Here is a 23,363-nt window from a genome sequence, read left to right as displayed (position 1 = left end):
TGCTTAAATGTTTTTAGTCAATTTTTTTACTATTTTATTATCAGATAAAAACTCTTTTAAAATCACTTTTATAGCAGTGTAAGCAGGAATAGCGACTATTAAACCAACAACTCCAAACAAAACACCAGCAACAAGAATAACTAAAAATATTTCTAAAGGATGCGATTTTACACTCTTCGAGAATATAATAGGCTGACTAAAAAAGTTATCTATTAATTGTCCAATAACAAAACCAATAATTACCCATAAAGTTGCAGGCATAATTACTTCTTTAAAGCTTTCTCCTAAGTTGCTAGTCATCGATAGGATAATCATTAACACACCACTTATCATTGGTCCAACGTAAGGTATCAAGTTTAGTAAAGCACATAAAAATGCAATAATTACAGCATTTTCTGTTCCAGAAATTAATAAGAATATGGTGTAAATAATAAACAGAATTAGAATTTGAAATATTAAACCAACAAAATACCTTGATAATAAATCTTTAATTTTAGTTGAAGAGTTTTCCCAACGCGACTCTTTAGTTTCAGGAATGAAGGTTAAGATGCCGTTTGCAAAGAGTTTACTGTCTTTTAAAAAGAAGAACGAAATAAATAAAACCGAAAACAATCCAATGCTAAAGCTACCTAAACCACCTATTATGGAATTTAAAAAATTAGGGATAATTGAATAATCAATTTTGCTTAAAATATTAGATTCTTTAATTGATTTCTCGACATCAATATATTTTAGATCGAAATGTTCTACTATCTGTAAGTATAAATCTTCTGTGTTTTGTTGCAATTGGTTAATATCTAAGAGCGATAAATTATGTCCTTGCTCGATAATTAGCGGAATAAACAGCATTATTAATCCTATTAATAATCCTATTAAAAGCAGCATTGTTGTAATAACGGCAAGCGCATTTTTAAATTTTAACCGTTCTCTTAAAAATAAGACAATAGGTCTTCCTATTAGCGATATTACAGCAGCAATAGCTATATAAACGATTATAGATTGAATTTTATAAAGAAAGAAAAGTACTAAAAACACACCTACCAAAATGGCAATGGATTTTAATATTCCGTTTGAGATTGCTTTTGAATTCATTTAGTAAATATACTGATTGAATTAGAAATGATATATTATTTTATATCGAATTGTTAAACCTAATTTATTGCAATTGTTTTGTTATCTCATAAAGTGCAATATTTGTAGCTTGCACAACATTCATGCTACTGTTTTGACCAAACATGTTAATATGAAGAATATGTTCGCACTCTTTTAATATAGTTTCGGAAACTCCAAAATTCTCGTCACCAATTATTAAAGCTATTGGTTTATCTGCCGAAAACTTAAATGCATGAATAGGAGTACTGTTCTCTGTTATTTCTAAAGCGATACATTGATAATCTTGAGCTTTTAAATTTGAAATAACTTCCAAAGCATGTTCACAAACCTCATAATTTACTACTTTTTCTGTAGCACGAGAGGTTTTTGTCATTTTTCTACCTAACGGGATATCATTAGCGCAAAAGATTATTTTTTCTACTCCAAAAGCATCTGCTATACGAAATAAGCTACCAATATTTGGAGCGTTAGTTACGTTCTCGCAAACTAGAGTTATTGGGAATATTTTTTTGTTGAAGTTCGTGGTGTAGTGGGTGAGCTGCATTTTTTCAATTATCGGTTATCATATATCAGTAATCATTAATTATTGTTCAATGCTAATTGATTACTGCTAATTTTCAAAAGCATATTTCACAATATTTGCTCCCATTTGTAAGGCTTTCAATCTAATATCTGCAGGATCGTTGTGTACTTCCTGGTCTTCCCAGCCGTCTCCTAAATCACTTTCGACAGTAAAAACAAGTACTAATCTATTCTCGTGGAATAAACCAAACGCTTGTGGTCTTTTGCCGTCGTGCTCATGTATTTTTGGTAAACCTTTTGGGAATGCGAATGCAGTTTTAAATATGTCGTGACTTGCTGGTAACTCTTTTAATTCTTGATTAGGAAACACTTTTTTAAGTTCTTTCGTTATGTATTGTTGCATTCCATAATTATCGTCAATATGCAAAAAACCACCAGAAATTAAGTAATCGCGAAGGTTTTTAGCTTCATCTTCACTAAAAAAAACATTGCCATGACCTGTCATGTGTAATAACGGATATTGAAAAATGTCTGTACTACCAGCCTCAACGGTTTCTGGCTTTTCATTCATTTTTGTATCTATATTTTCATTGCAAAATTTAATAAGATTAGGTAGTGCTGTAGGATTAGAATACCAGTCGCCACCACCTTTGTATTTTAAGATCGCTAAGTCTTGAGAAAAAGAGACTATAGAGATTAGAAATAAAGCAATTGTTAGGTGTTTTTTCATACTACTCATTTGTAAAAGCAACAGAATGGCAAGCTACAATTGCTGCTGTTTCTGTACGTAAGCGTGTTTCTCCCAAAGTTACAGGAATAAATTTACTATTAATAGCCATTTCAATTTCTTTGGTGCTAAAATCGCCTTCAGGACCAATTAAAATAGTGGTGTTTTGATTTTGTTTCAGTTCTTGTTTTAACGATTTCCGGTTGGTTTCTTCACAATGAGCAATAAATAAATTGTCTGAGAAATCTTGTTTTAAAAAATCCTTTAAAGGAATAGCTTCGTTTAATTTAGGTAGATAGCAGCTTAAAGATTGTTTCATTGCAGATTGCAATATTTTTTCGAAACGTTCATGTTTAATGAACTTACGTTCGCTATGATCGCAAATAATTGGTGTAATTTCTTGAACACCTATTTCTGTAGCTTTTTCTAAAAACCATTCGTACCGATCGTTCATTTTAGTAGGCGCAACTGCTAAATGCAAGTTAGATTTTGGTTTGTCTTTAAATTGACTCGTTTTAATTTCTGCAACACAGTTTTTTATATTGTCTGAAATTATTTCAGCTTGAAACAACCAACCATTACCATTAGTAATGTGCATGATGTCTCCAACTTTTTTACGCAAAACCTTTACAATATGCTTGCTTTCCTCTTTTGGGAAAGAAAATTGTGTTGTTTCTTCGGTTATTTCAGGATTATAAAATAGTTGCATTATTTAAAATTAGTCTATAGTTTCTTGTACTTTTAGTACGTATACTTCTTTTATGATTTGTAATCTGTGTGTTTTTTTTATAATATAAAACCCATTGTCGTCTGTAATACCAACATCGAAAATGGCATCTAACTCATGCTTTAAATCGTTTGATTCTTCTTCAATTTCAATAGGTAACTGTCCATCTTTTACCCAACCAGAATCGCCTCCTTTTATAGCATTTTCTGCCATAGAGTATTTTTTTGCTAAATCGCCAAAATCAACACCTTTACCGTATTTTAACATAATTGTTTTACGAAGTCTATAAATTTCGGCTACAGGCATTTTATTACCATCGAAAAAGATATAACTTATTCTGTAATGTGGTTCTTTTTCCTTCTGAATTACTTTGTAAAATGTCTTTTTAAACTGAGTTCTTTCAGTTTTTGTTAGACCTACAGGCATTTCTAAAAGTTCTTTAGCAAGTTTACTTTGATGTTTTTCTTCGTTAAACACCATTAATTTTTTCTTTTTCGACTTTGTTTCCCCAATATATTCTTCGGCTTGCTCTAAAGTTTCAATTTTTTTAAGCTCTTTCTTAGCATTAGTTTGTGCAAAAGTAGAAAGTGATAGACTTAGTAAAAGTAGGATTACGATTTTATTCATTATAATAAATGTATTTTCTATTTAATAGAACAAAAAAACGAAAAATTAAGACGTCTATTGTAATAGTTGATAAGGTTATTAACAAGTATTTTAACAACGGTGTTTCTATAAGGTTACAAATAGTATTGTAATTTATTGAAAGTAAGATTTTTACAAGTAAAAGATAATTATAATTTGTTTTTTGTATGTTCAAAACCTAACTCTATATAATGAAATAGTTCTATTTCAGTTTTAAAACCATCTTGAGAAACATAAGCAAATTCTTTCATTGGTTTTTTAGTGAAATCTATTGGTCTAACATGTTCGTTTTCTATTTTATCACCAATAACTCTAACCATTAAAACTTTTTCATAATACCAATAGTCATTTTTCCTTTGTGTAAAAAGTGAGTCCGCCAAACATTTTCTTTTCGGTAAACGCTTCAGAATAAAACTTTAGTTGCTATCTGTTCGTTATATTTTTTTCACGAATATTTATATCTTCAATCTAGAAGAAGCCATAACGTCGCTTTGGGCAAAGTCCTTTTCTAAATACTTTAAATAACCAACAATACCAATCATGGCTGCATTATCGGTTGTGAATTCGAATTTTGGAAGGTAAGTAGTCCAGCCAAATTTTTGTTCTCCATCTTTTAATGCTTTTCGAATACCGGAATTAGCTGATACACCTCCACCAATTGCAATATGTGAAATACCAGTTTCTTTGGTTGCTAGCTTTAGTTTATCCATTAAAATACCAATAATAGTGTATTGTATAGAAGCACAGATGTCGTTTAGATTTTCGGCTATAAAATTTGGATTCTTTTTAACTTCACGCTGTATAAAATAGAGCACAGCAGTTTTAAAACCTGAGAAGCTAAAGTTTAATCCTGCAACTCTTGGTTTTGTAAATTGAAACGCTTTTGGGTTTCCTAATTGTGCTCGTTTATCTATTTCTGGACCAGCAGGATAACCTAAACCAAGTATTTTTCCGCTTTTATCATAAGCTTCACCAACAGCATCATCAATAGTTTCTCCAATAACTTCCATATTAAAATGGCTGGTTACCTTAACAATTTGTGTGTGACCTCCAGAAATTGTTATACCCAGAAAAGGAAAGATTGGTTTAGTAAAACCGTCTTCAGAAATAAAATGTGCTAAAATATGGGCTTGCATATGGTTTACATCTATTAATGGAATATCTAAACCGTAAGCTAAAGATTTTGCAAAACTTGTACCAACCAAAAGTGAACCCATTAAACCTGGTCCACGTGTAAAAGCAATAGCATGTAGTTGTTCTTTAGTAATATTAGCTTCTTTTAAGGCTTGGTGTACTACAGGTACAATGTTTTGTTGGTGAGCACGAGAGGCTAGTTCTGGTACAACACCTCCAAATTCTTCATGAATTTTTTGGGTTGCTACAACATTGCTTAAAACAGTGTCATTGTACAGTATAGCAGCCGATGTATCGTCGCAAGAAGACTCAATACCAAGTATATAAATATTTTGTGAGGACATTAGTTAATATTCGGCATTATAATTGTTAATTTTGAATTGAATTTAATCGAAAACAAAGGTAGCTTTTTAAACTTATAAACGCTCATCAAGAAATTTCTAAAAATAGTAGGCAAATTAATAGCAATTTTATTGCTTCTCTTCATCATTTTGGTGTTGGTTTTCTCTATTCCTGCTGTTCAAACTAAAGTTGGGAACTATATTACTAAGCGTATTAACGACGATTTTAAAACCGATATAAATATTGGTAAAGTAGGACTTCAGTTTAATGGAGATGTTGAGTTAAAAGAAATTTTAATTCGCGATTTTAAACAGGATACACTTATTAGTGCTACAGAGTTGAATACTTCAATTATAAATTTTAGGAATTTATTTGATGGTACTTTAAATTTTGGAGATATAGATATGGAAGATCTTATCTTTAATGTGGTTACCTATAAAGGAGAAACAGATACAAATCTAGATATTTTTGTTGCAAGATTTGATGACGAAAATCCAAGATTAGAAAAAAGTACATTCCTATTATCTTCAAGCGATGTGTCTATATATAACGGTATCTTTAGATTAATAGATGAGAATAAAGAAACTCCCAAGATGCTTGAGTTCAGTAAATTAGATATTAATGCCACAAATCTTCTAATTAATGGTAGTGATGTAAGTACACGAATAAATACGCTTTCGTTTTTAGATAGTAGAGGTTTGGTAATACAAAACATGTCTACTAATTTTAAATATACGCTTGAAAATATGGTTTTTAATGATCTTAGTATTAAAACCAAGAATTCAACACTTAAAGGGAATCTAACATTTAATTATGATAGAGAAGATTTTAAAGATTTTGAAAATAAAGTAAAAGTAGAAGCTCATTTTAGTGATGCTAATATTGCTTTAGATGAATTAAATGTATTCTATGACGAATTTGGTGTTAACCAACGTGCTCGTTTTAATACTGAAATATCTGGTACTTTAAACGATTTAAAACTTAGTAACCTAAGACTAAACACCAGTACGAGCACCAAAATTTATGGTGATATTATTTTTAAAAATCTATTAAATAGTGAAGAGAACAACTTTGCTATGAATGGTAATTTTTCTAACTTAACTTCAAACTACAAAGACTTAAAACGATTACTACCTAATGTTTTAGGCGCTTCTATTCCTTCAATATTCGATAAACTTGGAGATTTTGTTATTAAAGGAACTACTAATATTACACCAACAAAAATTAATGCAGATCTAAATATTAATACAGATCTTGGATTTATAAAATCTAATTTAAGTTTAACAAATGTAGACGATATAGATCATGCGACTTATAAAGGGAATATTATTTTCGATCAGTTTAATATTGGTTTATTTCTAGAAGATCCAAATTTGGGAGAGATATCTTCTAATCTCGATGTAGATGGACTTGGTTTTAAAAAAGAAAATTTAAGAACAGGAATTAAAGGAGATGTTTACGCTATAAATTATAATAAATACAACTACCAAAACATAGTGGTAAATGGAGAATACGAGCAAAGTGTCTTTAATGGAAAGCTTGTTGCAAACGACCAAAACCTTAAAGTAGAATTTAATGGATTGGCAGATTTATCTACAGATGTTAATACATTCGATTTTTCTGCAAATGTTGAATATGCCAATTTAAAGAAACTAAATCTATACACAAGAGATTCTCTGTCACTCTTTAAAGGGAATGTGCAAATGAAGGTGAAAGGCACAACGCTAGATGATGCTGTTGGTAATATTACTTTCAAAAAAACAAATTATAAAAACGAAACAGACGATTACTATTTTGAAGATTTTGCTGTAACATCAAGTTTTGAAGACAAAGAACACATTATTAACGTTAACTCTCCAGATATAGTAGAAGGCACAATGCGTGGTGAATTCCTTTTTAAGGATGTTCCAAATTTATTCGAAAACTCTATTAAAGACATTTATACAAGCCAGCCACCAAATGCAATAGATACAGATCAGTTTATAAATTTTAACTTTAAAATTTATAATAAAATAGTTGAAGTGTTTTATCCAGATTTAAAGTTAGGAAAAAACACCTATGTAAGAGGTCGTGTAGAAACAGACGAAAAAGAGTTTAAGCTAACGTTTAAGTCTCCAAAAATAGAATGGCTTGAGTATTTTGCAAGTGAAATAGAAGTGCAGGTAGATAACAAAAACCCACTTTTTAATACTTATGTAGAAATAGATAGTCTAAACACTAACTTTTATAACATTTCTAAATTCAATTTAATTAACGTAACTTTAAACGACACGCTTTATATGCGTAGCGAATTTAAAGGCGGAAATACTAATACAGACGAATACAACCTTAGTTTCTATCATACTATTAACGAAAAAAACAACTCTGTTGTAGGTTTTAAAACAAGCGAAGTTACCTTTAAAGACAACCTTTGGAAACTTAATGAAGCATCAGATAAGTACAATAAAGTTGAGATAGCTAATGGTTTTAAAGATTTCAACATAGAAAAACTTGTTTTAAGCCATAACAACGAAGAAATAAGGCTTGCTGGAGTTGTAAGAGATTCTACATACAAAGATTTAAAACTTAATTTTAAAGATGTAGATCTAGCTAAAATTACGCCTAGAATAGACAGTTTGTCTTTAGCAGGTAATGTAAATGGTAAGTTAGATTTACTTCAAAAAAACGGAAGCTACCTTCCTAATTCTACAATTACAATAGACGATTTAGAGATTAACAATACTTATTTTGGATCTTTCGATGCGAACATAAAAGGCAATCAATCGCTTACTAATTATACTGTAAGAGCTAATATTAAAGACGATACAAAAAAATCTTTTGAAGCTATTGGAGATATCGACCTATCTTCTAAAAACGCATCAATAGCTATAGATTTGCTTTTTAACGATTTCAATATAAATATATTATCACCTTTATTAGAGCCCGCATTAAGTAGGGTTAGAGGAGATGTTACTGGTAAAATTGCAGTTGTTGGAAATTTAAAACAACCTAACTTTAATGGCGCATTGCGTATTGATAATGGAGGTTTAAAAGTACCTTATCTAAATGTAGATTTCGATTTCGAAAACAACTCATCAGTAACATTAGATAACCAAAATTTTAATTTTAATAATATTAAAATAACAGACGTTAAATATAATACCAAAGGACTATTAGATGGTACTATAAGCCATATTAACTTTGCAAAATGGCGCTTAAATTTAGCTCTAGAAACAGATAGACTTTTAGTATTAGATACTAAAGAGACAGAAGAGGCCTTGTATTATGGAACTGGATTTATTGCAGGTAGTGCAAATATTTTTGGTCCAACCGAAGCATTAAGAATTACTGCGGAAGCTGAAACTAAAGAGGGAACAGAGTTCTATATTCCTTTAAGTGATGTAGAATCTTTTGGCGACAACTCTTTTATTCATTTTTTAACTCCTGAAGAAAAACTAGCTAAATCTGAAGGTAAAATAATAGAAACCAAAAACATTTCTGGTTTAGAACTCTTTTTCGATTTAGATGTAACACAAGATGCGCTTATAGAAATTGTAATGGATAAAGAATCCGGAAGTACTATTCGTGGTCGCGGAAATGGAAGTTTATTATTTAATATTAATACAAATGATAAATTCGAAATGTATGGCGATTTTGTAGTGTACGAAGGTGTTTATAATTTTTTATATGGTGGTATTGTACAAAAAGAATTTAGTGTAAAACCTTACGAAAGTACAATAGCATGGAATGGAAAACCTTTAGATGCCGAAATTAAAATTCAAGCAATCTATAAAACAAGAACGAATCCTTCTCCATTATTAGACAACCCAATAAATAGAACCATTCCTGTAGAATTAGAAATTAACCTATCAGGTAAGTTAGAAAGACCAGATCCTGAATTTAGATTCGAGTTTCCTAATGCCAGTTCAACAATTAAATCTGAGTTAAATTACAGGTTAGACTCCAAAGATGATACAGAAAACCAAGCATTATATTTATTAATGACAGGCGGTTTTAACAGGCAATTACAAGATGTAAATTTTACAGGAACTATTGCAGAGCGTATTAATGGTCTTATTAACGGGATATTTACAGATGCAGATAATAAAATTAAAATAGGTTTAAATTACGAAGCTGGACAAAATCGTCCAGATTACAATACAGACGATCGCGTAGGCTTCACGTTACAAACAAAAATTACGGATCGTGTTCTTATTAATGGTAAAGTAGGTGTTCCAGTTGGAGGCGCAGGAGACTCTGTAATCGCAGGAGACGTACAAGTAGATTTCTTATTAAATGAAGAAGGTACACTAACTGCAACGGTATTTAATAGAGAAAATAGTATTAGAAATTTTGGAGAAGAAATAGGTTATACACAAGGACTTGGTTTAGCATACTCTGTAGATTTTGATACTTTTGGTGAATTGCTTCGAAAAATCTTTAATAAAAAAGAAAAAGAAACTCCAGAAGAAGAACCTGAAAAAAAACCAATTTCCGAAGAAAAAGACAATCCGCTTCCTTCTGGATTCGAATTTATAAAGAAAGATTAATTCTTTATCTCATTCTATTAAAGTATATTTTTTTAAGCTTAAATTAATTTACCTATTATTAATTAATTCAGCCCTATTTAAACAACCCAAATTCATTTCGAAAAGTGATTTTTTAACAATTTAATTGTTCATAATTAATCACTTTTTTAACCTTTTTTAAACAATTTTACTAACTAAAACGTTATAGTAAAAATACACTTGTTAATTTTTAACAAATACGTAGTATTATATTAATTTACTTTACTAGCTTAGCTTCAAACAAGGTAAATAAATGTCTAAAAAGATAAAAAAAATTGGAGTAATGACCTCTGGAGGAGATGCTCCAGGAATGAATGCCGCAATAAGATCTGTAGCTAGAACTTGTGCCTTTCATAATATTGAATGTGTAGGGATTTATCGTGGTTACGAAGGTATGATTGAGGGTGATTTTAAGGAATTAACTGCAAGAAACGTAAAAGGTCTTATTAATAAAGGAGGAACCATTTTAAAATCTGCACGCTCTAAAGAATTTAGAACACCAGAAGGTAGAAAAAAAGCATACGATGCTTTAACAGCAAAAGGAGTGGATGCTCTAGTAACTATAGGTGGAGATGGTACATTTAATGGTGCACTAATTTTTAATCAAGAATACAGTTTTCCTGTAATGGGAATACCTGGTACTATAGATAACGATATTTTTGGAACATCACATACACTAGGATACGATACTGCATTAAACACTGTAGTAGAATGTATAGATAAAATTCGTGACACAGCAAGTTCTCATAATAGACTGTTTTTTGTAGAAGTTATGGGGCGAGATGCTGGACACATTGCTTTAAATGTTGGTATTGGAGCAGGAGCAGAAGAGATTTTAATTCCTGAAGAAAATTTAGGTTTAGATCGTTTATTAGAGTCTTTAAGACGAAGTAAAAAATCAGGTAAATCTTCAAGTATTGTTGTTGTTGCCGAAGGTGATAAAATTGGTAAAAATGTTTTCGAATTAAAAGATTATGTTGAAGAAAACATGACTGAATACGAAGTGCGTGTTTCGGTTTTGGGCCACATGCAACGTGGTGGACCTCCATCGTGTTTCGATCGTGTTTTAGCAAGTAGAATGGGAGTTAAGGCTGTAGAAAGTTTAATGGAAGGCAAATCTAATTTTATGGTTGGTCTATTAAGCGATAAAATAGCATTAACGCCTTTAGAAAAAGCAGTAAAAGGAAAATCAGAAGTAAATAAAGAATTAATTCGTGTGTCAGATATTATGACCACATAATAATAGAAAGTAGAATTATGTCAAAATTAAAATTAGGAATTAACGGATTTGGTAGAATTGGTCGTATTGTATTTAGAGCGACTGTTAAGCGTAGCAATGTAGATGTTGTTGCAATTAACGATTTATTAGATGTTGAGCATTTAGCGTATTTATTAAAGTATGACTCTGTGCATGGAAGATTTGATGGAACTATTGAAGTTAAAGATGGTAACCTTGTTGTCGATGGAAAAACAATTAGAGTTACTGCAGAAAGAGATCCTAAAAACTTAAAGTGGGATGAAGTAGGAACAGATGTTGTTGCAGAATGTACAGGTATTTTTACAACTTTAGAAACAGCAGATTATCATATTCAAGGTGGTGCTAAAAAAGTAGTAATTTCTGCACCAAGTAAAGATGCTCCAATGTTTGTAATGGGAGTAAATGATAACAAATTAACTGCAGCACATACAATTGTATCTAACGCATCTTGTACAACAAACTGTTTAGCGCCTTTAGCTAAAGTTATCGAAGATAATTTTGGTATTGAAGAAGCATTAATGACAACTATTCACGCTGCAACCTCTACACAATTTACAGTAGATGCACCATCACGTAAAAACTATCGTTTAGGTCGTAGTGCAATAAATAATATTATTCCTACTTCTACAGGAGCAGCTAAAGCTGTTGGAAAAGTAATTCCAGAATTAGATGGGAAAATTACAGGAATGGCATTTAGAGTTCCAACTGTAGATGTATCTGTTGTGGATTTAACAGTGAAAACGAAAAAAGCAACGTCTTTAGCAGAAATTAAAGCCGCTATGAAAAAAGCAGCTGAAGGTTCTATGAATGGGGTTTTAGGATATACAGAAGATGCTGTGGTGTCTCAAGATTTTGTTAGTGAAACTAAAACAAGTGTTTTCGATGCAGATTCTGCAATCGAATTAAACTCTACATTCTTCAAATTAGTATCTTGGTATGATAATGAGTTTGGATATTCTAATAAATTAGTAGATTTAGCTGAAAAAGTAAACAACTTATAAGCTTTTGTCTATATTATAATTTTAAAAGCGCAGTTTAAAGTTTCAAAACTTTTATTGCGCTTTTTTATTTAAAAAATTAAAATAACTTTAGATTATGATATTAATAGTTGATAGTGGTTCTACAAAATGTGATTGGATTGCAGTAGACAAAGAAGGTAATCAATTACTAGAAAAAATTAGAACAAAAGGTTTGAATCCTGCTATTCTTTCTGAAAAGAAATTAAAAAAAACTATTCTAAAGAGTAAAGATCTAAAAAAGAACAAAGAGAAGGTTACTAATATTTATTTCTATGGTGCAGGGTGCGGTACCGAAAATCCAAGATTAGCATTAAAAGTAGTTCTACAACAAATTTTTACTAATGCTAATGTTGAAGTAAATGAAGATACTTTGGCTGCTGTATTTGCAACAATAAATACTCCAGATGAGGCTGCTGTGGTTTGTATTTTAGGTACAGGTTCTAATTGTAGTTATTTTGATGGCAAAAAGTTAGAGCAACGTGTGCATTCATTAGGTTATACATTAATGGATGACGCTTCAGGTAACTATTATGGTAAGCAGTTAATTCGTGATTATTATTTTAATCATATGCCAGAAGGTATTAAAATTGCTTTTGCAGATAAATACAATTTGGAAGCAGATTTTATTAAATACAACCTTTATAAGCAACCCAATCCAAACGCATACTTAGCCAATTTTGCTGAGTTTATGATTTTGAATAAGGACTCAAAATACATAAAAGAACTTATTAAAAGAGGTATTCGCGTATTTGCAAAAAACATGATTCTTCAGTTTAAAGAAGAAATAAAAACGGTTCCAGTTCATTTTGCTGGATCTATTGCTTTTTTCTGTAAAGATGAAATTATAGAAGTTGCACAAGAATTAGGTTTTAAGACAGGGAATTTTGAAAGGAGACCTATTGAAGGTTTGGTGAAGTATCATTGTAAAACCAAAACTAATTAATACTAATGTAATAATAATTGTACTTTAGGACAGTGTCATAAAACTAAAAAACGCCTGAACAAATGTTTAGGCGTAACTTTTTTAGATAAGTTAAATATTATTTTACAGCAATCATACTAATTTCAACATTAACAAACTTTGGTAAGTTTGCAACTTCTACAGTTTCACGAGCAGGAGCAGTAGCTTCATTAAAATACTTTCCATAAACTGTGTTTATTGCTCCAAAATTATTCATATCACTAATAAATATTGAGGACTTAATTACGTTTTCAAAGGTCATGTCTGCTGCAGCTAAAACTGCTTTCATATTTTCCATAACTTGTTTTGTTTCAGTTGAAATATCATCTAAAACTAATTCACCAGTTTCTGGATGCAACGCAATTTGTCCAGATGTGTATAAAGTATTCCCACTTAAAACGGCTTGATTGTATGGTCCTATTGGAGCAGGAGCGTGCTTTGTTGTTATTATTTTTTTCATAAAAGTATTCTTTTTTTTATTTCCGCGTAGACGGAAATTTTTAAGTTGTTTTTTAATTCTGTGCCAACTTGAGCATAGTTGGAAATCAAATTTCGTTTTAAAAGTTTGAGTAAGCACTGCTAACTGAGACTCTAAACTGAATATTAACTTACAGCCCTTGATCTGGCTTTAGACGTTTTTCGTATTTTAAATCTTTTAATATGTTAGATTTTATACCAATAAAGAAATTCCAAGAACTTCTACTACTAAAAGGTATCCAGCTAAAATTCATACGCCAACTCATTAAATCTCTTGCAAAACGTAATTGCGTATAAGAGAAGCCTTGATTTTTAAAATCATAACCAGAAGAGCCTCCAATACTCCATTTAGGTGAAATTTCAATATCGCCAGAGAACATTAAAGAATGTGAAGATATCTCGTCTTGACGCTGAGCATTTGAGTAATTTACTGCATAAGCTAAACGTAAATTCCATGGTACGTTGTAGTTGTAAAGATCTCCAAGTTCTTCCTCTTTTTCATCGTCTTCTTCGTTGTAACGCTGGTCTGCAAAATCTTGAGAACGTCCAAATAAATCATCATCACGACCTCCACTGTCTAAAGTTTCAGTTCGACTTCTATCACTAGTATTAGACTTTTTGTCGTTGCCTTTACTATTTAAGCTGTAACCTAAAGTAAGATTTGCGCTTGTTAACCTAAATAAACTTCCACCATTTTTTATATTAAATTCATCTACCTTTTTATTGTTATTATCTAGTGCGTAAGGATCTAGAGTTGCACCAAAATTAACATTCATTTTATTATCGAATAGTTGTGTACCACCACTCATTCTAACGGGACTAATACGTAAAGAATCTCCTGCAAGATTATAAGAAGTTGAAAAGTTTAAATTATTTAATAAAATAATTTTTTTAGCCTCTGTTATTGTACTGTCTTTATCTCTTACTTTAGCCTCAATATTGTTACTTAACGACAAGCCAATAGAACTAGAATAGGTTTTGTTTGGAGCTCCAAAGAGACTGCCTTCAAAACGTGAGAACTCGTCTTCACGTATGGTTTCTCCATTAATATCTGTAACCTCGTAAGAATCGTAATACCTATCGAAAGCTGGATTTATGTTATAACTAATGCTTGGTCGCATAACATGCCTTATAGCTTTTATTTTTTTATCTTCACCTTCATCTTCAAAATTAAACTGTCCATATACAGTTGTACCAACACTTGCACCAAAATTATAGGTTCTATAGGCATCGAAACCTTTAATGTCTTCGGTTATTGTTTTACTAAGATCACTATCATAATAACGGTTAATTGTATTTAATGTCCATGCTTCGTCAAAACTTGCATTAGCACTTACACTAAAGTAATTAAAAACTTTAAAATTGGTAGTAATAGGAATAGAGTGTTTCATTCCAATTTTTGCATCATCAAACATTTCACTTTTAAAAAAAAGTGAATCTGTAGTTTTTATACTATTTTCACCTCTTACACTATATTGCAAGTTTATATTTTGAATTATCCCTTTCTTTGAACCAACTTTAGGAGCGAAAGGATAAACACGACCAACACTAGCTTGTAAGGTTGGTAAGGTTAGATTTATTGCTTCAGTTTGCGTGTTTTGCGAATGTGTGGCAGTTAAACTCATGTTAACCTGTGGTTCGCCTTCAAAGGTTTTAGAGTACGATACTGAAGAAGCTAAGGTGTTATTTAGAAAACTAGCTGTATTTACTTGATTTTGAGATTGCTGATAATAATTACTACTTCCTAAATTTACAGAAGCTGAGAATCGAGAACTTGGGCTAGATTTAGTGTCTTGAGTATGAGACCAACGTAAATTATATACAGTAGTTTTAGCATAATCTGAAAAACCACGTTCACTAGTAATTAGATTTTCATATCTAAAACCTAGACGACCATTATATTTATAACGTTTTTTATAATTATTTTCTAAACGCAAACCATAACTACCATTAGTATAATAATCTCCTAAAACGGCTAAATCCACATAATCACTAATAGCAAAATAATAACCTCCATTTTGTAGAAAATATCCGCGATCATTTTGTTCTCCAAAACTAGGGAATATAACACCAGACGTTTGTTTTTTACTTAATGGAAAAAAGGCAAAAGGAACTATAATAGGAGTAGGAACGTTGTAAATAAACATTTGAGCAGAACTTGCTACAATTTTCTTGTTTGGAACAAGTTTAGCCTTGTCTATCATGAAATAATATTCGGGATCATCTTCGTTCTCAGCTGTGGTAATTCGCATTTTATTTAAAAAATAAACCGAATCATTTTCTTTTTTAGAACGCTCAGATCTAATTTTCATACCTTGTTGTTCGGTATTAGAATTAAAAATTATTGCTTTCTTGTTTTTAAAATTAAAGATCATAGAATCTGGCTCTATGAGATTATCTCCTTGTTTAAAAACAGGTCTTTGAGAATAGACACCAGCAGTATCTTTTGTTCTTCCTGCGTAAATTAAATTTTTACTGTAATCTATAACTATAGAACCAGCAGTAATTTCCATATCTGTATAATTTACTTGAGCTTCATTATACAAATACATTTTTTGCTCTTTTCTATTAAAGGCATTATAATCTTTTGCTTTGTAAGTTACTATAGCTTGTAAAAGAGCAGGTTTTGGTTTTATAGAATCTGTTTCTGTAGAGTCAGTCTCTTTTGTTGCAATTAATTTTTCAACAGGAATAACAATCGAGTCGTTAACCTTAGTAAAAGGCTTTATGGTTTCAACCTCTTTTTCTTTAGGAATTTCAATGCTTTTATCTTCGCCATCAACTTGGGCAAAGCTAAAAGTGTTGATAAACACTGTAAAACTTAAGGCAAAAAGTATGTGAATTCTATTTGTATGCAATGCTTTTGTGTGTATTTTTGCTAAAGTATGGCTCGATATTTGAATTCACAAAATTACATATATTTTTTATGATTAATTTATCATATCTATATAATTTGTAAATCCATACTAAACGCTTATAAAATTGGTTATATCACTATGCAAACGAAACTAAAAACGCTTTTCTTATTAATTATAATAACATTAACAGTATCACTATCTGTAAATGCACAAACAGAGTCTGGTAAATTTATAGTTGTTTTAGATGCTGGACATGGAGGAAAAGATCCTGGGAATTTAGGAAGTGGCTTCAAAGAAAAAAAAATAGCTTTAAATATAATTCTTAAAGTTGGTGCTGCTCTAGAGAAAATGCATGATTTTAAAGTAATTTATACTAGAAAAACAGATGTTTTTATAGAGCTTAGAGAAAGAGCAGCAATTGCAAATAGGGCAGATGCAGATTTATTTGTATCGGTACATTGCGATTCACACACCTCTCAAGCACATGGAGCAGGAACATTTGTAATGAGTTTAAGTAAAAGTTCTCAAAATTTAAGCACTGCTAAAAAAGAGAATGAAGTAATATATCTTGAAGATAATTATGAAGTAAAATATTCTGGTTTTAATCCAGATAAACCAGAATCATTAATAGGAATAAGCGCACTTGCTGAAGAAAACTTAGATAATAGTATTCTGGTTGCAAACATTATTCAAGAAAAAATGGTAAAACTAAAGCGTAAAAACAGAAAAGTAAAACAAGATGTTTTTTGGGTGCTTCATAATACTTATATGCCAAGTGTTTTAGTTGAAACAGGATTTTTAACCTACAAAAAAGAAGGCTCATATTTAAATTCTAATAAAGGGCAAACGGAAATGTCTAAAGCTATAAAAGATGGTATTGTAAGTTATAAAAAGCAAATTGATGGTAATTTTGTGGATTCCGATTATATAATTATTAAAGACGATGAAAACGAAACCGTTATCCCTGCCGAAGAAAAAATAATTCCTAACACCATTTTTAAAGTACAAATTGCTGCAGCTTCAAAAAAAGTAGAGCCTAAATCTTATAATTTTAAAGGTTTAAAAGAGGTTTCACGAGATAAAGAAGGAAAGTTATATAAGTATTTTTATGGCTATACTTCAGACATTAATAAAATACAAAAAATGAAAAAGGTTGCTAAACAAAAAGGATTTAAAAGCGCATTTATTGTTGCCTACAGAGATGGTGAGCGCATAAGTTTGCAAAAAGCCTTAAATAGTGGCGCAAAATAGAACCATTCTTAGTTTATTTATTTTATTTTTGTTACCAAATCAAACACTTTCAATTTGAAAATATCCAGAGAAGTCAAAACAGCCATATTAGCTATTGCAGGAATAACTTTATTTATTTTTGGTTTCAGCTATCTAAAAGGCACCAACCTTTTAGAGAACGATATAATTGTTTATGCTAAATACGATAATGTAGAAGGTTTAAAACCATCAACACCTGTAACCGTTAATGGTTACGCTATTGGAAAAGTATTAGACATTTATTTTGAAGACGAAAAATCTGGGACTTTAATTGTAAAAATGAGTGTCGATACCGATTTTAAATTCTCTAAAAACAGTAAGGCAGAATTGTTCCAAAATGGATTTATTGGCGGAAAAGAAATACAAATCCTTCCAGCCTACGATAATGCTGAAAACGCAAAAACTGGAGACTACCTTACAAGCACAACAAAAGAAGGCATGATGGAACTAGTTAACGAGCGTTTAACACCATTACAAGAAAAAATAGAAAAAGTAATGAGTGAAACCGATACGCTTTTAGTTGGTTTTAACAATATTTTCGATGCCAAAGCACAAGCAAACTTAAGAAATAGTATTGCTGGTTTAAGCGCCACAGTAGCTAGTTTTAATGCAACAGCAAAATCTTTAAATGGTTTAATAGACACTAACAAAGCAAAATTAGATAATACACTTACTAATTTCGAAACTACTTCTGGAAACCTTACTACAATGACTAATAAATTAGCTAAAGTAGATATAGCCAAAACAGTAGAAGAGTTGCAAGCAACCATTAAAAAATTCGACAATGTAATGGCAAGTGTAGAAAATGGTGAAGGTTCTATTGGGAAATTATTAAAAGACGAAAAACTTTACGAGAATCTTGAAGGTGCTTCAAAGCAAATGGAAGAATTACTTGAGGATATGAAACTAAATCCTAAACGTTATGTACATTTTTCATTATTTGGAAAAAAAGCAAAACGTTACGATGCCGAAGGCAACGAAATTGAAGAAAAAAAATAAACTAACTAACAACCAAAAATGAATTACCTACCAAACATAATATTTGCCATTATCCTTATTGTAGGCATTGGTTTCTTTGCGAAAAATGTACAAAAATTATTTCGTAACATTAAGTTAGGAAAAGATAAAGAGATAAACGACAATAAACCACAGCGTTGGAAAAACATGGCAATGATTGCTTTAGGGCAAAGCAAAATGGTAAAACGCCCAGTCTCAGGGTTTTTCCATATTATAGTTTACGTAGGTTTTGTAATTATAAACATAGAGGTTTTAGAAATTATTATCGATGGTTTATTTGGAACACATCGTATAGGACATCAAGTACTACCAGAATCACTTTATGGATTCCTAATCGGAACTTTCGAAATTCTTGCAACCTTAGTTTTTATAGCAGTAGTAGTCTTCTGGATTCGTAGAAACATTATAAAACTAAAACGTTTTATGAGCGCAGAAATGACTGGATGGCCAAAAAACGATGGAAACTTCATTCTATATTTCGAAATGGTTTTAATGACCTTGTTCTTGGTAATGAATGCAACAGATTCATCATTTCAAGACCTAAACTCAGGAAACATAATTAGTCAATTCATCTCGCCATTATTTGGCGACAATCCAGAAACCTTACATATAATAGAACGTAGTGCATGGTGGCTTCACATAACAGGTATACTAGTGTTTTTAAACTACCTATACTATTCTAAACATTTACACATATTATTAGCATTTCCAAACACCTATTTTGGAAAACTAACACCAAAAGGGCAATTTCCAAATAACAATGTTGTAACCAAAGAAGTAATGTTAATGATGGATCCAGACGCAGATCCTTACGCAGCACCAGCAGAAGATGTAACCGATGAACCTCCTGCAAAATTTGGAGCAAGTGACGTACAAGACCTAAGTTGGTTAAACTTACTAAACGCATATTCATGTACAGAATGTGGACGTTGCACAAGCGAATGTCCAGCAAATTTAACAGGCAAAAAATTATCGCCTCGTAAAATAATGATGGACACCAGAGACCGTCTAGAAGAAGTAGGTAAAAACATAGACGCCAACAAAGGCGTATTTGTAGACGATGGTAAGCAATTACTAAACGATTACATTACACCCGAAGAGTTGTGGGCATGTACCAGCTGTAATGCCTGTGTAGAAGCCTGCCCAATAAGCATCGACCCATTAAATATTATTATGGAAATGCGTAGCTATCTCGTAATGGAAGAAAGCGCAGCACCAATGGAGCTTAACAATATGATGACAAATATTGAAAACAATGGAGCACCTTGGCCATACAACCAAATGGATAGATTAAACTGGAAAGACGAGTAGCATAATTTGGGCGTTACCTAAAGGTCAGGCTTTCCGCTATATCTTTTTAAGAAAAATAAAAAGGATGCCGCATCAATCCTTAACGCAATACTTACTAATACTATTACTAAATTAATGGTCAGTAAATGTTAAAAATGAATTAAGTAGACCACAATAAAAAGTATAAACTAAAATTTGAAAAATGGTTAAAATTTGGATAACAGCAACAGTTCTTTTTTTGATAATTACTTTCATCTTTTGGAAGTTAACTATTGGTCATTTTAAAAAAGATTATAATAATAAAATGTGGATACTATCTGGAACGAGAACTTTTTATTGGCAAGGTTCACTATTAATTAGTGGAGGAGCTACAGTTCTAGTAATTTTTCTTTTAAAAGCGATAAATATTTTTTCTTTTTAAAAGTAAAAAACTAATAAAACGAGAATACTATGAACACCAAATATAAATACACACTAATTTTTGTGCTGTTTTTATGTTGTACAATAGTGTCTGCTCAAAGTTTTAAAAAAGATTCGTTACAAATAAAAGCCTATACAGAAATTGAATACAAAGCAGGCAAACCAATAAACATTACATTAAAAAAAGTATTTTGCGATTACTGCTCTAAAACACAATTAACATTGTTAGGAGAGGATGCTATTAGGAGAGCTGATGGTGAAAAGCAAAATCCAAAAAATAAGTTAGTAGACGGCAAAAAGAAATTAGCAGTCTATATTAGAATTGCAAAAACAGATTTTGCAAGCATAAAAGAAGAAGAGTAAACAAAATTAAGTAACATGAGCGAACAACTAATAGTGCCAACAATGGCAGAAATGATGGCAGAAGGTAAAACACCAGATATTTTATTTTGGGTTGGCTCTGCTGGAAGTTACGACGATAGAGCAAAAAAAATAACAAAAGCATTTGTTAAAATTCTAAACAAAGCAAACGTAAACTTTGCTGTTTTAGGAACAGAAGAAAGCGCAACAGGAGATCTTGCAAAAAGAGCAGGAAACGAATTCTTGTTTCAAATGCAAGCTATAATGAACATCGAAGTATTAAACGGTTACGAAGTTAAAAAAATAGTAACCTGCGATCCGCACTCATTTAACTGTTTAAAAAACGAATATCCAGGTTTAGGTGGTAAATACGAAGTATTGCACCATACACAGTTTATAAAAGAGTTAATTAATACAAAGCAACTCGAAATTAAAGACAGTGACTATAAAGGTAAACGTATTACTTTTCACGATCCTTGTTACTTAGGAAGAGCAAACTCAGAATACGAAGCACCAAGAGATGTTTTAAAAACATTAAACGCTACTTTATTAGAAATGAAGCGTAGTAAATCTACAGCTTTATGTTGTGGAGCAGGAGGAGCTCAAATGTTTAAAGAACCAGAAAAAGGAGATAAAGACATTAACGAGCTTCGTACAGAAGATGCGTTAAAAACAAATCCAGATATAATTGCAACAGGTTGTCCTTATTGCATGACTATGATGTCTGATGGTGTAAAAGTTAAAGAAAAAGAGAACGAAATTAAAGTTATGGATATTGCAGAATTAATTGCAAGTTCTCAAAATTTATAAGTTTGTCATTCCGCACTTGATGCGTAATCCAAAATCATAAAAAAAATAAACTAATGCTAGTAGAATTCAATACACTCCCAGAACACTCAAAAATCTGGATATATCAAGCCAATCGTTCATTCTCTGAAACAGAACTAGAAGCTATAAAAGAAAAGCTAAACATCTTTATTACAAATTGGACTGCACATGGAAGCGACTTAAACGCAGGATTTGATATTAGATACAAGCGTTTTATTATTCTTGCTATAGATCAAGATTCTCAAGCAGCAACAGGTTGTAGTATTGATGCTTCAGTTCGATTTATTCAGGAATTAGAAAAAGAATATGGTGTAGATTTAATGGATAAAATGAATGTATCCTACAAACAAGGAGAATTTGTTGCTTATAAAACCTTAACCGATTTTAGAGCCATGGCAAAACAAAAAGCCGTTTCTAAAAACACAATCGTTTTTAATAACCTTGTGACTAATATTGCAGAGTTAAACGAAAATTGGGAAGTTCCAGCAAGCGATAGCTGGCATAATAGATTCCTAAATTAAACGATTCCTTTTTAGTAATTTTTCAATATACTTATGAAGAACGAAATCTTCTTATTAAACATTTCAGGTCAAGATAAACCAGGATTAACAGCAAGTTTAACAGCAGTTTTAGCATCTTCTGGTGCAAAAATATTAGATATTGGTCAAGCCAATATTCACGATACTTTATCTTTAGGTATATTATTTCAAATAGAATCTGAAGTAAATTCTTCACCAGTTTTAAAAGATTTACTTTTTAAAGCTTACGAACTTGGTATTCAAGCTAAATTTACACCAATTACATTAGAAAACTACGAGAAATGGGTAACGCTTCAAGGTAAAGACCGTTATATAATTACCATTTTAGGAGAAAGATTATCTGCTGAGCAAATTTCTATGGTAACCCAAGTGATTTCAGATAAAAACCTAAATATAGATGCCATAAAACGTTTAACTGGTAGAACATCGCTAATTAAAAAAGACGAATACCCAAGAGCATCTATAGAATTATCAATTCGTGGTAGAATTGAGAATAAGTCTGAGTTAACAGAGAGATTTATGCAAATTTCTAGAGCGTTAAATGTGGATATTGCTTTTCAAGAAGATAATATTTATAGACGTAACAGGCGTTTAGTTTGTTTCGATATGGACTCTACATTAATCCAAACCGAAGTAATAGACGAATTAGCAGATTTAGCAGGTGTTGGAGCAGAGGTAAGAGCCATTACAGAATCTGCCATGCAAGGAGAAATAGACTTTAAGGAGAGTTTTAAAAAACGAATGAAACTACTTAAAGGTTTAAAAGAAGAAGTACTTCAAGATGTAGCTATAAATTTACCTATTACAAAAGGAGCAAGACGTTTAATAGATACATTAAAGAGTTACGGTTTTAAAACAGCTATTTTATCTGGTGGTTTTACTTATTTTGGTCACTACCTTCAAAAAGAATTAGGTATCGATTATGTTTATGCAAACCAATTAGAAATTATTGATGGTGTGCTTACAGGTAATTATCTAGGAGAAATTGTAGATGGCAATAAAAAAGCAGAATATCTTCAGGAAATAGCAAATAAAGAAGGTTTAAACATTAGTCAAACCATTGCTGTTGGTGATGGTGCTAACGATTTAGCCATGTTAAATCTAGCAGGTTTAGGTATCGCGTTTCATGCAAAACCAAAGGTTAAAGACAATGCGCAAAGCTCAATTTCTAGTATTGGTTTGGACGGTGTATTATATTTATTGGGTTATCATGACAAGCATATTGATTTGTTAAAATAGTAATTTTAACTCAATTGTAACATTAGTTGCAAAACAATTGGATAAGTATAGCGTTATTAGCTTAATAATAT

The 23,363-nt window shown here is 31.1% G+C and carries 20 protein-coding genes; 11 read left to right on the top strand and 9 right to left on the bottom strand.

Annotation, left to right across the window (positions count from 1 at the left end):
* Nucleotides 1-3 precede the first annotated feature (3 nt).
* From CW733_RS05200 to tsaD, 7 genes are all read right to left on the bottom strand, one after another.
* On the bottom strand, nt 4-1,092 hold the full coding sequence (locus CW733_RS05200) for an AI-2E family transporter (RefSeq protein WP_100996195.1): 1,089 nt from the start codon (nt 1,090-1,092) through the stop codon (nt 4-6).
* A gap of 64 nt (nt 1,093-1,156) precedes the next feature.
* Complete coding sequence (locus CW733_RS05195) at nt 1,157-1,657, bottom strand: TrmH family RNA methyltransferase (protein WP_100996194.1); 501 nt, start codon at nt 1,655-1,657, stop codon at nt 1,157-1,159.
* Nucleotides 1,658-1,723: 66 nt separating this feature from the next.
* The gene (locus CW733_RS05190) at nt 1,724-2,365 is read right to left on the bottom strand and encodes a DUF4159 domain-containing protein (protein WP_100996193.1); all 642 of its coding nucleotides are present in this window, start codon (nt 2,363-2,365) and stop codon (nt 1,724-1,726) included.
* Between the two features lies 1 nt (nt 2,366).
* Complete coding sequence (locus CW733_RS05185) at nt 2,367-3,071, bottom strand: 16S rRNA (uracil(1498)-N(3))-methyltransferase (RefSeq protein ID WP_100996192.1); 705 nt, start codon at nt 3,069-3,071, stop codon at nt 2,367-2,369.
* Between the two features lie 9 nt (nt 3,072-3,080).
* A complete protein-coding gene (locus CW733_RS05180) occupies nt 3,081-3,716 on the bottom strand; it encodes a peptidylprolyl isomerase (protein WP_100996191.1) in 636 nt (211 codons plus the stop codon).
* Between the two features lie 167 nt (nt 3,717-3,883).
* Nucleotides 3,884-4,114, bottom strand: a complete 231-nt coding sequence (locus tag CW733_RS05175; protein ID WP_100996190.1) for a hypothetical protein — start codon at nt 4,112-4,114, stop codon at nt 3,884-3,886.
* A gap of 75 nt (nt 4,115-4,189) precedes the next feature.
* Nucleotides 4,190-5,212, bottom strand: coding sequence for a tRNA (adenosine(37)-N6)-threonylcarbamoyltransferase complex transferase subunit TsaD (tsaD, locus tag CW733_RS05170; RefSeq protein WP_100996189.1), 1,023 nt, complete (start codon nt 5,210-5,212; stop codon nt 4,190-4,192).
* A 129-nt stretch (nt 5,213-5,341) separates the two neighbouring features.
* On the opposite strand from tsaD, the gene CW733_RS05165 reads away from it, so the two are divergent.
* The 4 genes from CW733_RS05165 to CW733_RS05150 all read left to right on the top strand — a co-directional run bounded on the left by CW733_RS05165 (nt 5,342) and on the right by CW733_RS05150 (nt 12,977).
* Nucleotides 5,342-9,739 carry a translocation/assembly module TamB domain-containing protein gene (locus tag CW733_RS05165; RefSeq protein WP_232730399.1) on the top strand — a complete coding sequence of 1,466 codons (4,398 nt, stop codon included), beginning with the start codon at nt 5,342-5,344 and terminating at the stop codon, nt 9,737-9,739.
* Between the two features lie 271 nt (nt 9,740-10,010).
* A complete protein-coding gene (gene pfkA / locus CW733_RS05160) occupies nt 10,011-10,997 on the top strand; it encodes a 6-phosphofructokinase (RefSeq protein ID WP_100996187.1) in 987 nt (328 codons plus the stop codon).
* A gap of 17 nt (nt 10,998-11,014) precedes the next feature.
* Complete coding sequence (gene gap, locus CW733_RS05155) at nt 11,015-12,016, top strand: type I glyceraldehyde-3-phosphate dehydrogenase (RefSeq protein ID WP_100996186.1); 1,002 nt, start codon at nt 11,015-11,017, stop codon at nt 12,014-12,016.
* A 94-nt stretch (nt 12,017-12,110) separates the two neighbouring features.
* Complete coding sequence (locus CW733_RS05150) at nt 12,111-12,977, top strand: N-acetylglucosamine kinase (protein ID WP_100996185.1); 867 nt, start codon at nt 12,111-12,113, stop codon at nt 12,975-12,977.
* Nucleotides 12,978-13,074: 97 nt separating this feature from the next.
* Here the strand turns inward: CW733_RS05150 and CW733_RS05145 are convergent, their stop codons facing one another.
* Entirely contained in the window at nt 13,075-13,455 is a 381-nt protein-coding gene (locus CW733_RS05145; RefSeq protein ID WP_100996184.1) for a Rid family detoxifying hydrolase, read from the bottom strand.
* A 148-nt stretch (nt 13,456-13,603) separates the two neighbouring features.
* Nucleotides 13,604-16,330 (bottom strand): putative LPS assembly protein LptD, encoded by a 2,727-nt coding sequence (locus CW733_RS05140; protein WP_198520109.1) that lies wholly within the window; start codon nt 16,328-16,330, stop codon nt 13,604-13,606.
* A gap of 138 nt (nt 16,331-16,468) precedes the next feature.
* On the opposite strand from CW733_RS05140, the gene CW733_RS05135 reads away from it, so the two are divergent.
* The 7 genes from CW733_RS05135 to serB all read left to right on the top strand — a co-directional run bounded on the left by CW733_RS05135 (nt 16,469) and on the right by serB (nt 23,292).
* On the top strand, nt 16,469-17,581 hold the full coding sequence (locus CW733_RS05135) for an N-acetylmuramoyl-L-alanine amidase (protein WP_100996182.1): 1,113 nt from the start codon (nt 16,469-16,471) through the stop codon (nt 17,579-17,581).
* A 54-nt stretch (nt 17,582-17,635) separates the two neighbouring features.
* On the top strand, nt 17,636-18,598 hold the full coding sequence (locus tag CW733_RS05130; RefSeq protein WP_100996181.1) for an MlaD family protein: 963 nt from the start codon (nt 17,636-17,638) through the stop codon (nt 18,596-18,598).
* An 18-nt stretch (nt 18,599-18,616) separates the two neighbouring features.
* A complete protein-coding gene (locus CW733_RS05125; protein WP_100996180.1) occupies nt 18,617-19,927 on the top strand; it encodes a 4Fe-4S dicluster domain-containing protein in 1,311 nt (436 codons plus the stop codon).
* Between the two features lie 429 nt (nt 19,928-20,356).
* Nucleotides 20,357-20,689, top strand: coding sequence for a hypothetical protein (locus CW733_RS05115; protein ID WP_100996178.1), 333 nt, complete (start codon nt 20,357-20,359; stop codon nt 20,687-20,689).
* Between the two features lie 15 nt (nt 20,690-20,704).
* Entirely contained in the window at nt 20,705-21,496 is a 792-nt protein-coding gene (locus CW733_RS05110) for a (Fe-S)-binding protein (protein WP_100996177.1), read from the top strand.
* A gap of 53 nt (nt 21,497-21,549) precedes the next feature.
* Nucleotides 21,550-22,035 (top strand): ABC transporter ATPase, encoded by a 486-nt coding sequence (locus CW733_RS05105; RefSeq protein WP_100996176.1) that lies wholly within the window; start codon nt 21,550-21,552, stop codon nt 22,033-22,035.
* Between the two features lie 33 nt (nt 22,036-22,068).
* The gene (gene serB, locus CW733_RS05100; protein ID WP_100996175.1) at nt 22,069-23,292 is read left to right on the top strand and encodes a phosphoserine phosphatase SerB; all 1,224 of its coding nucleotides are present in this window, start codon (nt 22,069-22,071) and stop codon (nt 23,290-23,292) included.
* Nucleotides 23,293-23,363: the final 71 nt, after the last annotated feature.

The sequence above is a fragment of the Lacinutrix sp. Bg11-31 genome, from assembly GCF_002831665.1.
Taxonomy (GTDB): Bacteria; Bacteroidota; Bacteroidia; order Flavobacteriales; family Flavobacteriaceae; genus Lacinutrix.
The sequence above is the reverse complement of the archived record's forward strand: the minus strand, read 5'-3'. Positions and strand labels throughout refer to the sequence as shown.

Coding starts and splice junctions, on each gene's coding strand:
- CW733_RS05200 (WP_100996195.1), bottom strand. CDS start 1,092: ATGAATTCAAAAGCAATCTCAAACGGAATATTAAAATCCATTGCCATT.
- CW733_RS05195 (WP_100996194.1), bottom strand. CDS start 1,657: ATGCAGCTCACCCACTACACCACGAACTTCAACAAAAAAATATTCCCA.
- CW733_RS05190 (WP_100996193.1), bottom strand. CDS start 2,365: ATGAAAAAACACCTAACAATTGCTTTATTTCTAATCTCTATAGTCTCT.
- CW733_RS05185 (WP_100996192.1), bottom strand. CDS start 3,071: ATGCAACTATTTTATAATCCTGAAATAACCGAAGAAACAACACAATTT.
- CW733_RS05180 (WP_100996191.1), bottom strand. CDS start 3,716: ATGAATAAAATCGTAATCCTACTTTTACTAAGTCTATCACTTTCTACT.
- tsaD (WP_100996189.1), bottom strand. CDS start 5,212: ATGTCCTCACAAAATATTTATATACTTGGTATTGAGTCTTCTTGCGAC.
- pfkA (WP_100996187.1), top strand. CDS start 10,011: ATGTCTAAAAAGATAAAAAAAATTGGAGTAATGACCTCTGGAGGAGAT.
- gap (WP_100996186.1), top strand. CDS start 11,015: ATGTCAAAATTAAAATTAGGAATTAACGGATTTGGTAGAATTGGTCGT.
- CW733_RS05150 (WP_100996185.1), top strand. CDS start 12,111: ATGATATTAATAGTTGATAGTGGTTCTACAAAATGTGATTGGATTGCA.
- CW733_RS05145 (WP_100996184.1), bottom strand. CDS start 13,455: ATGAAAAAAATAATAACAACAAAGCACGCTCCTGCTCCAATAGGACCA.
- CW733_RS05135 (WP_100996182.1), top strand. CDS start 16,469: ATGCAAACGAAACTAAAAACGCTTTTCTTATTAATTATAATAACATTA.
- CW733_RS05125 (WP_100996180.1), top strand. CDS start 18,617: ATGAATTACCTACCAAACATAATATTTGCCATTATCCTTATTGTAGGC.
- CW733_RS05115 (WP_100996178.1), top strand. CDS start 20,357: ATGAACACCAAATATAAATACACACTAATTTTTGTGCTGTTTTTATGT.
- CW733_RS05110 (WP_100996177.1), top strand. CDS start 20,705: ATGAGCGAACAACTAATAGTGCCAACAATGGCAGAAATGATGGCAGAA.
- CW733_RS05105 (WP_100996176.1), top strand. CDS start 21,550: ATGCTAGTAGAATTCAATACACTCCCAGAACACTCAAAAATCTGGATA.
- serB (WP_100996175.1), top strand. CDS start 22,069: ATGAAGAACGAAATCTTCTTATTAAACATTTCAGGTCAAGATAAACCA.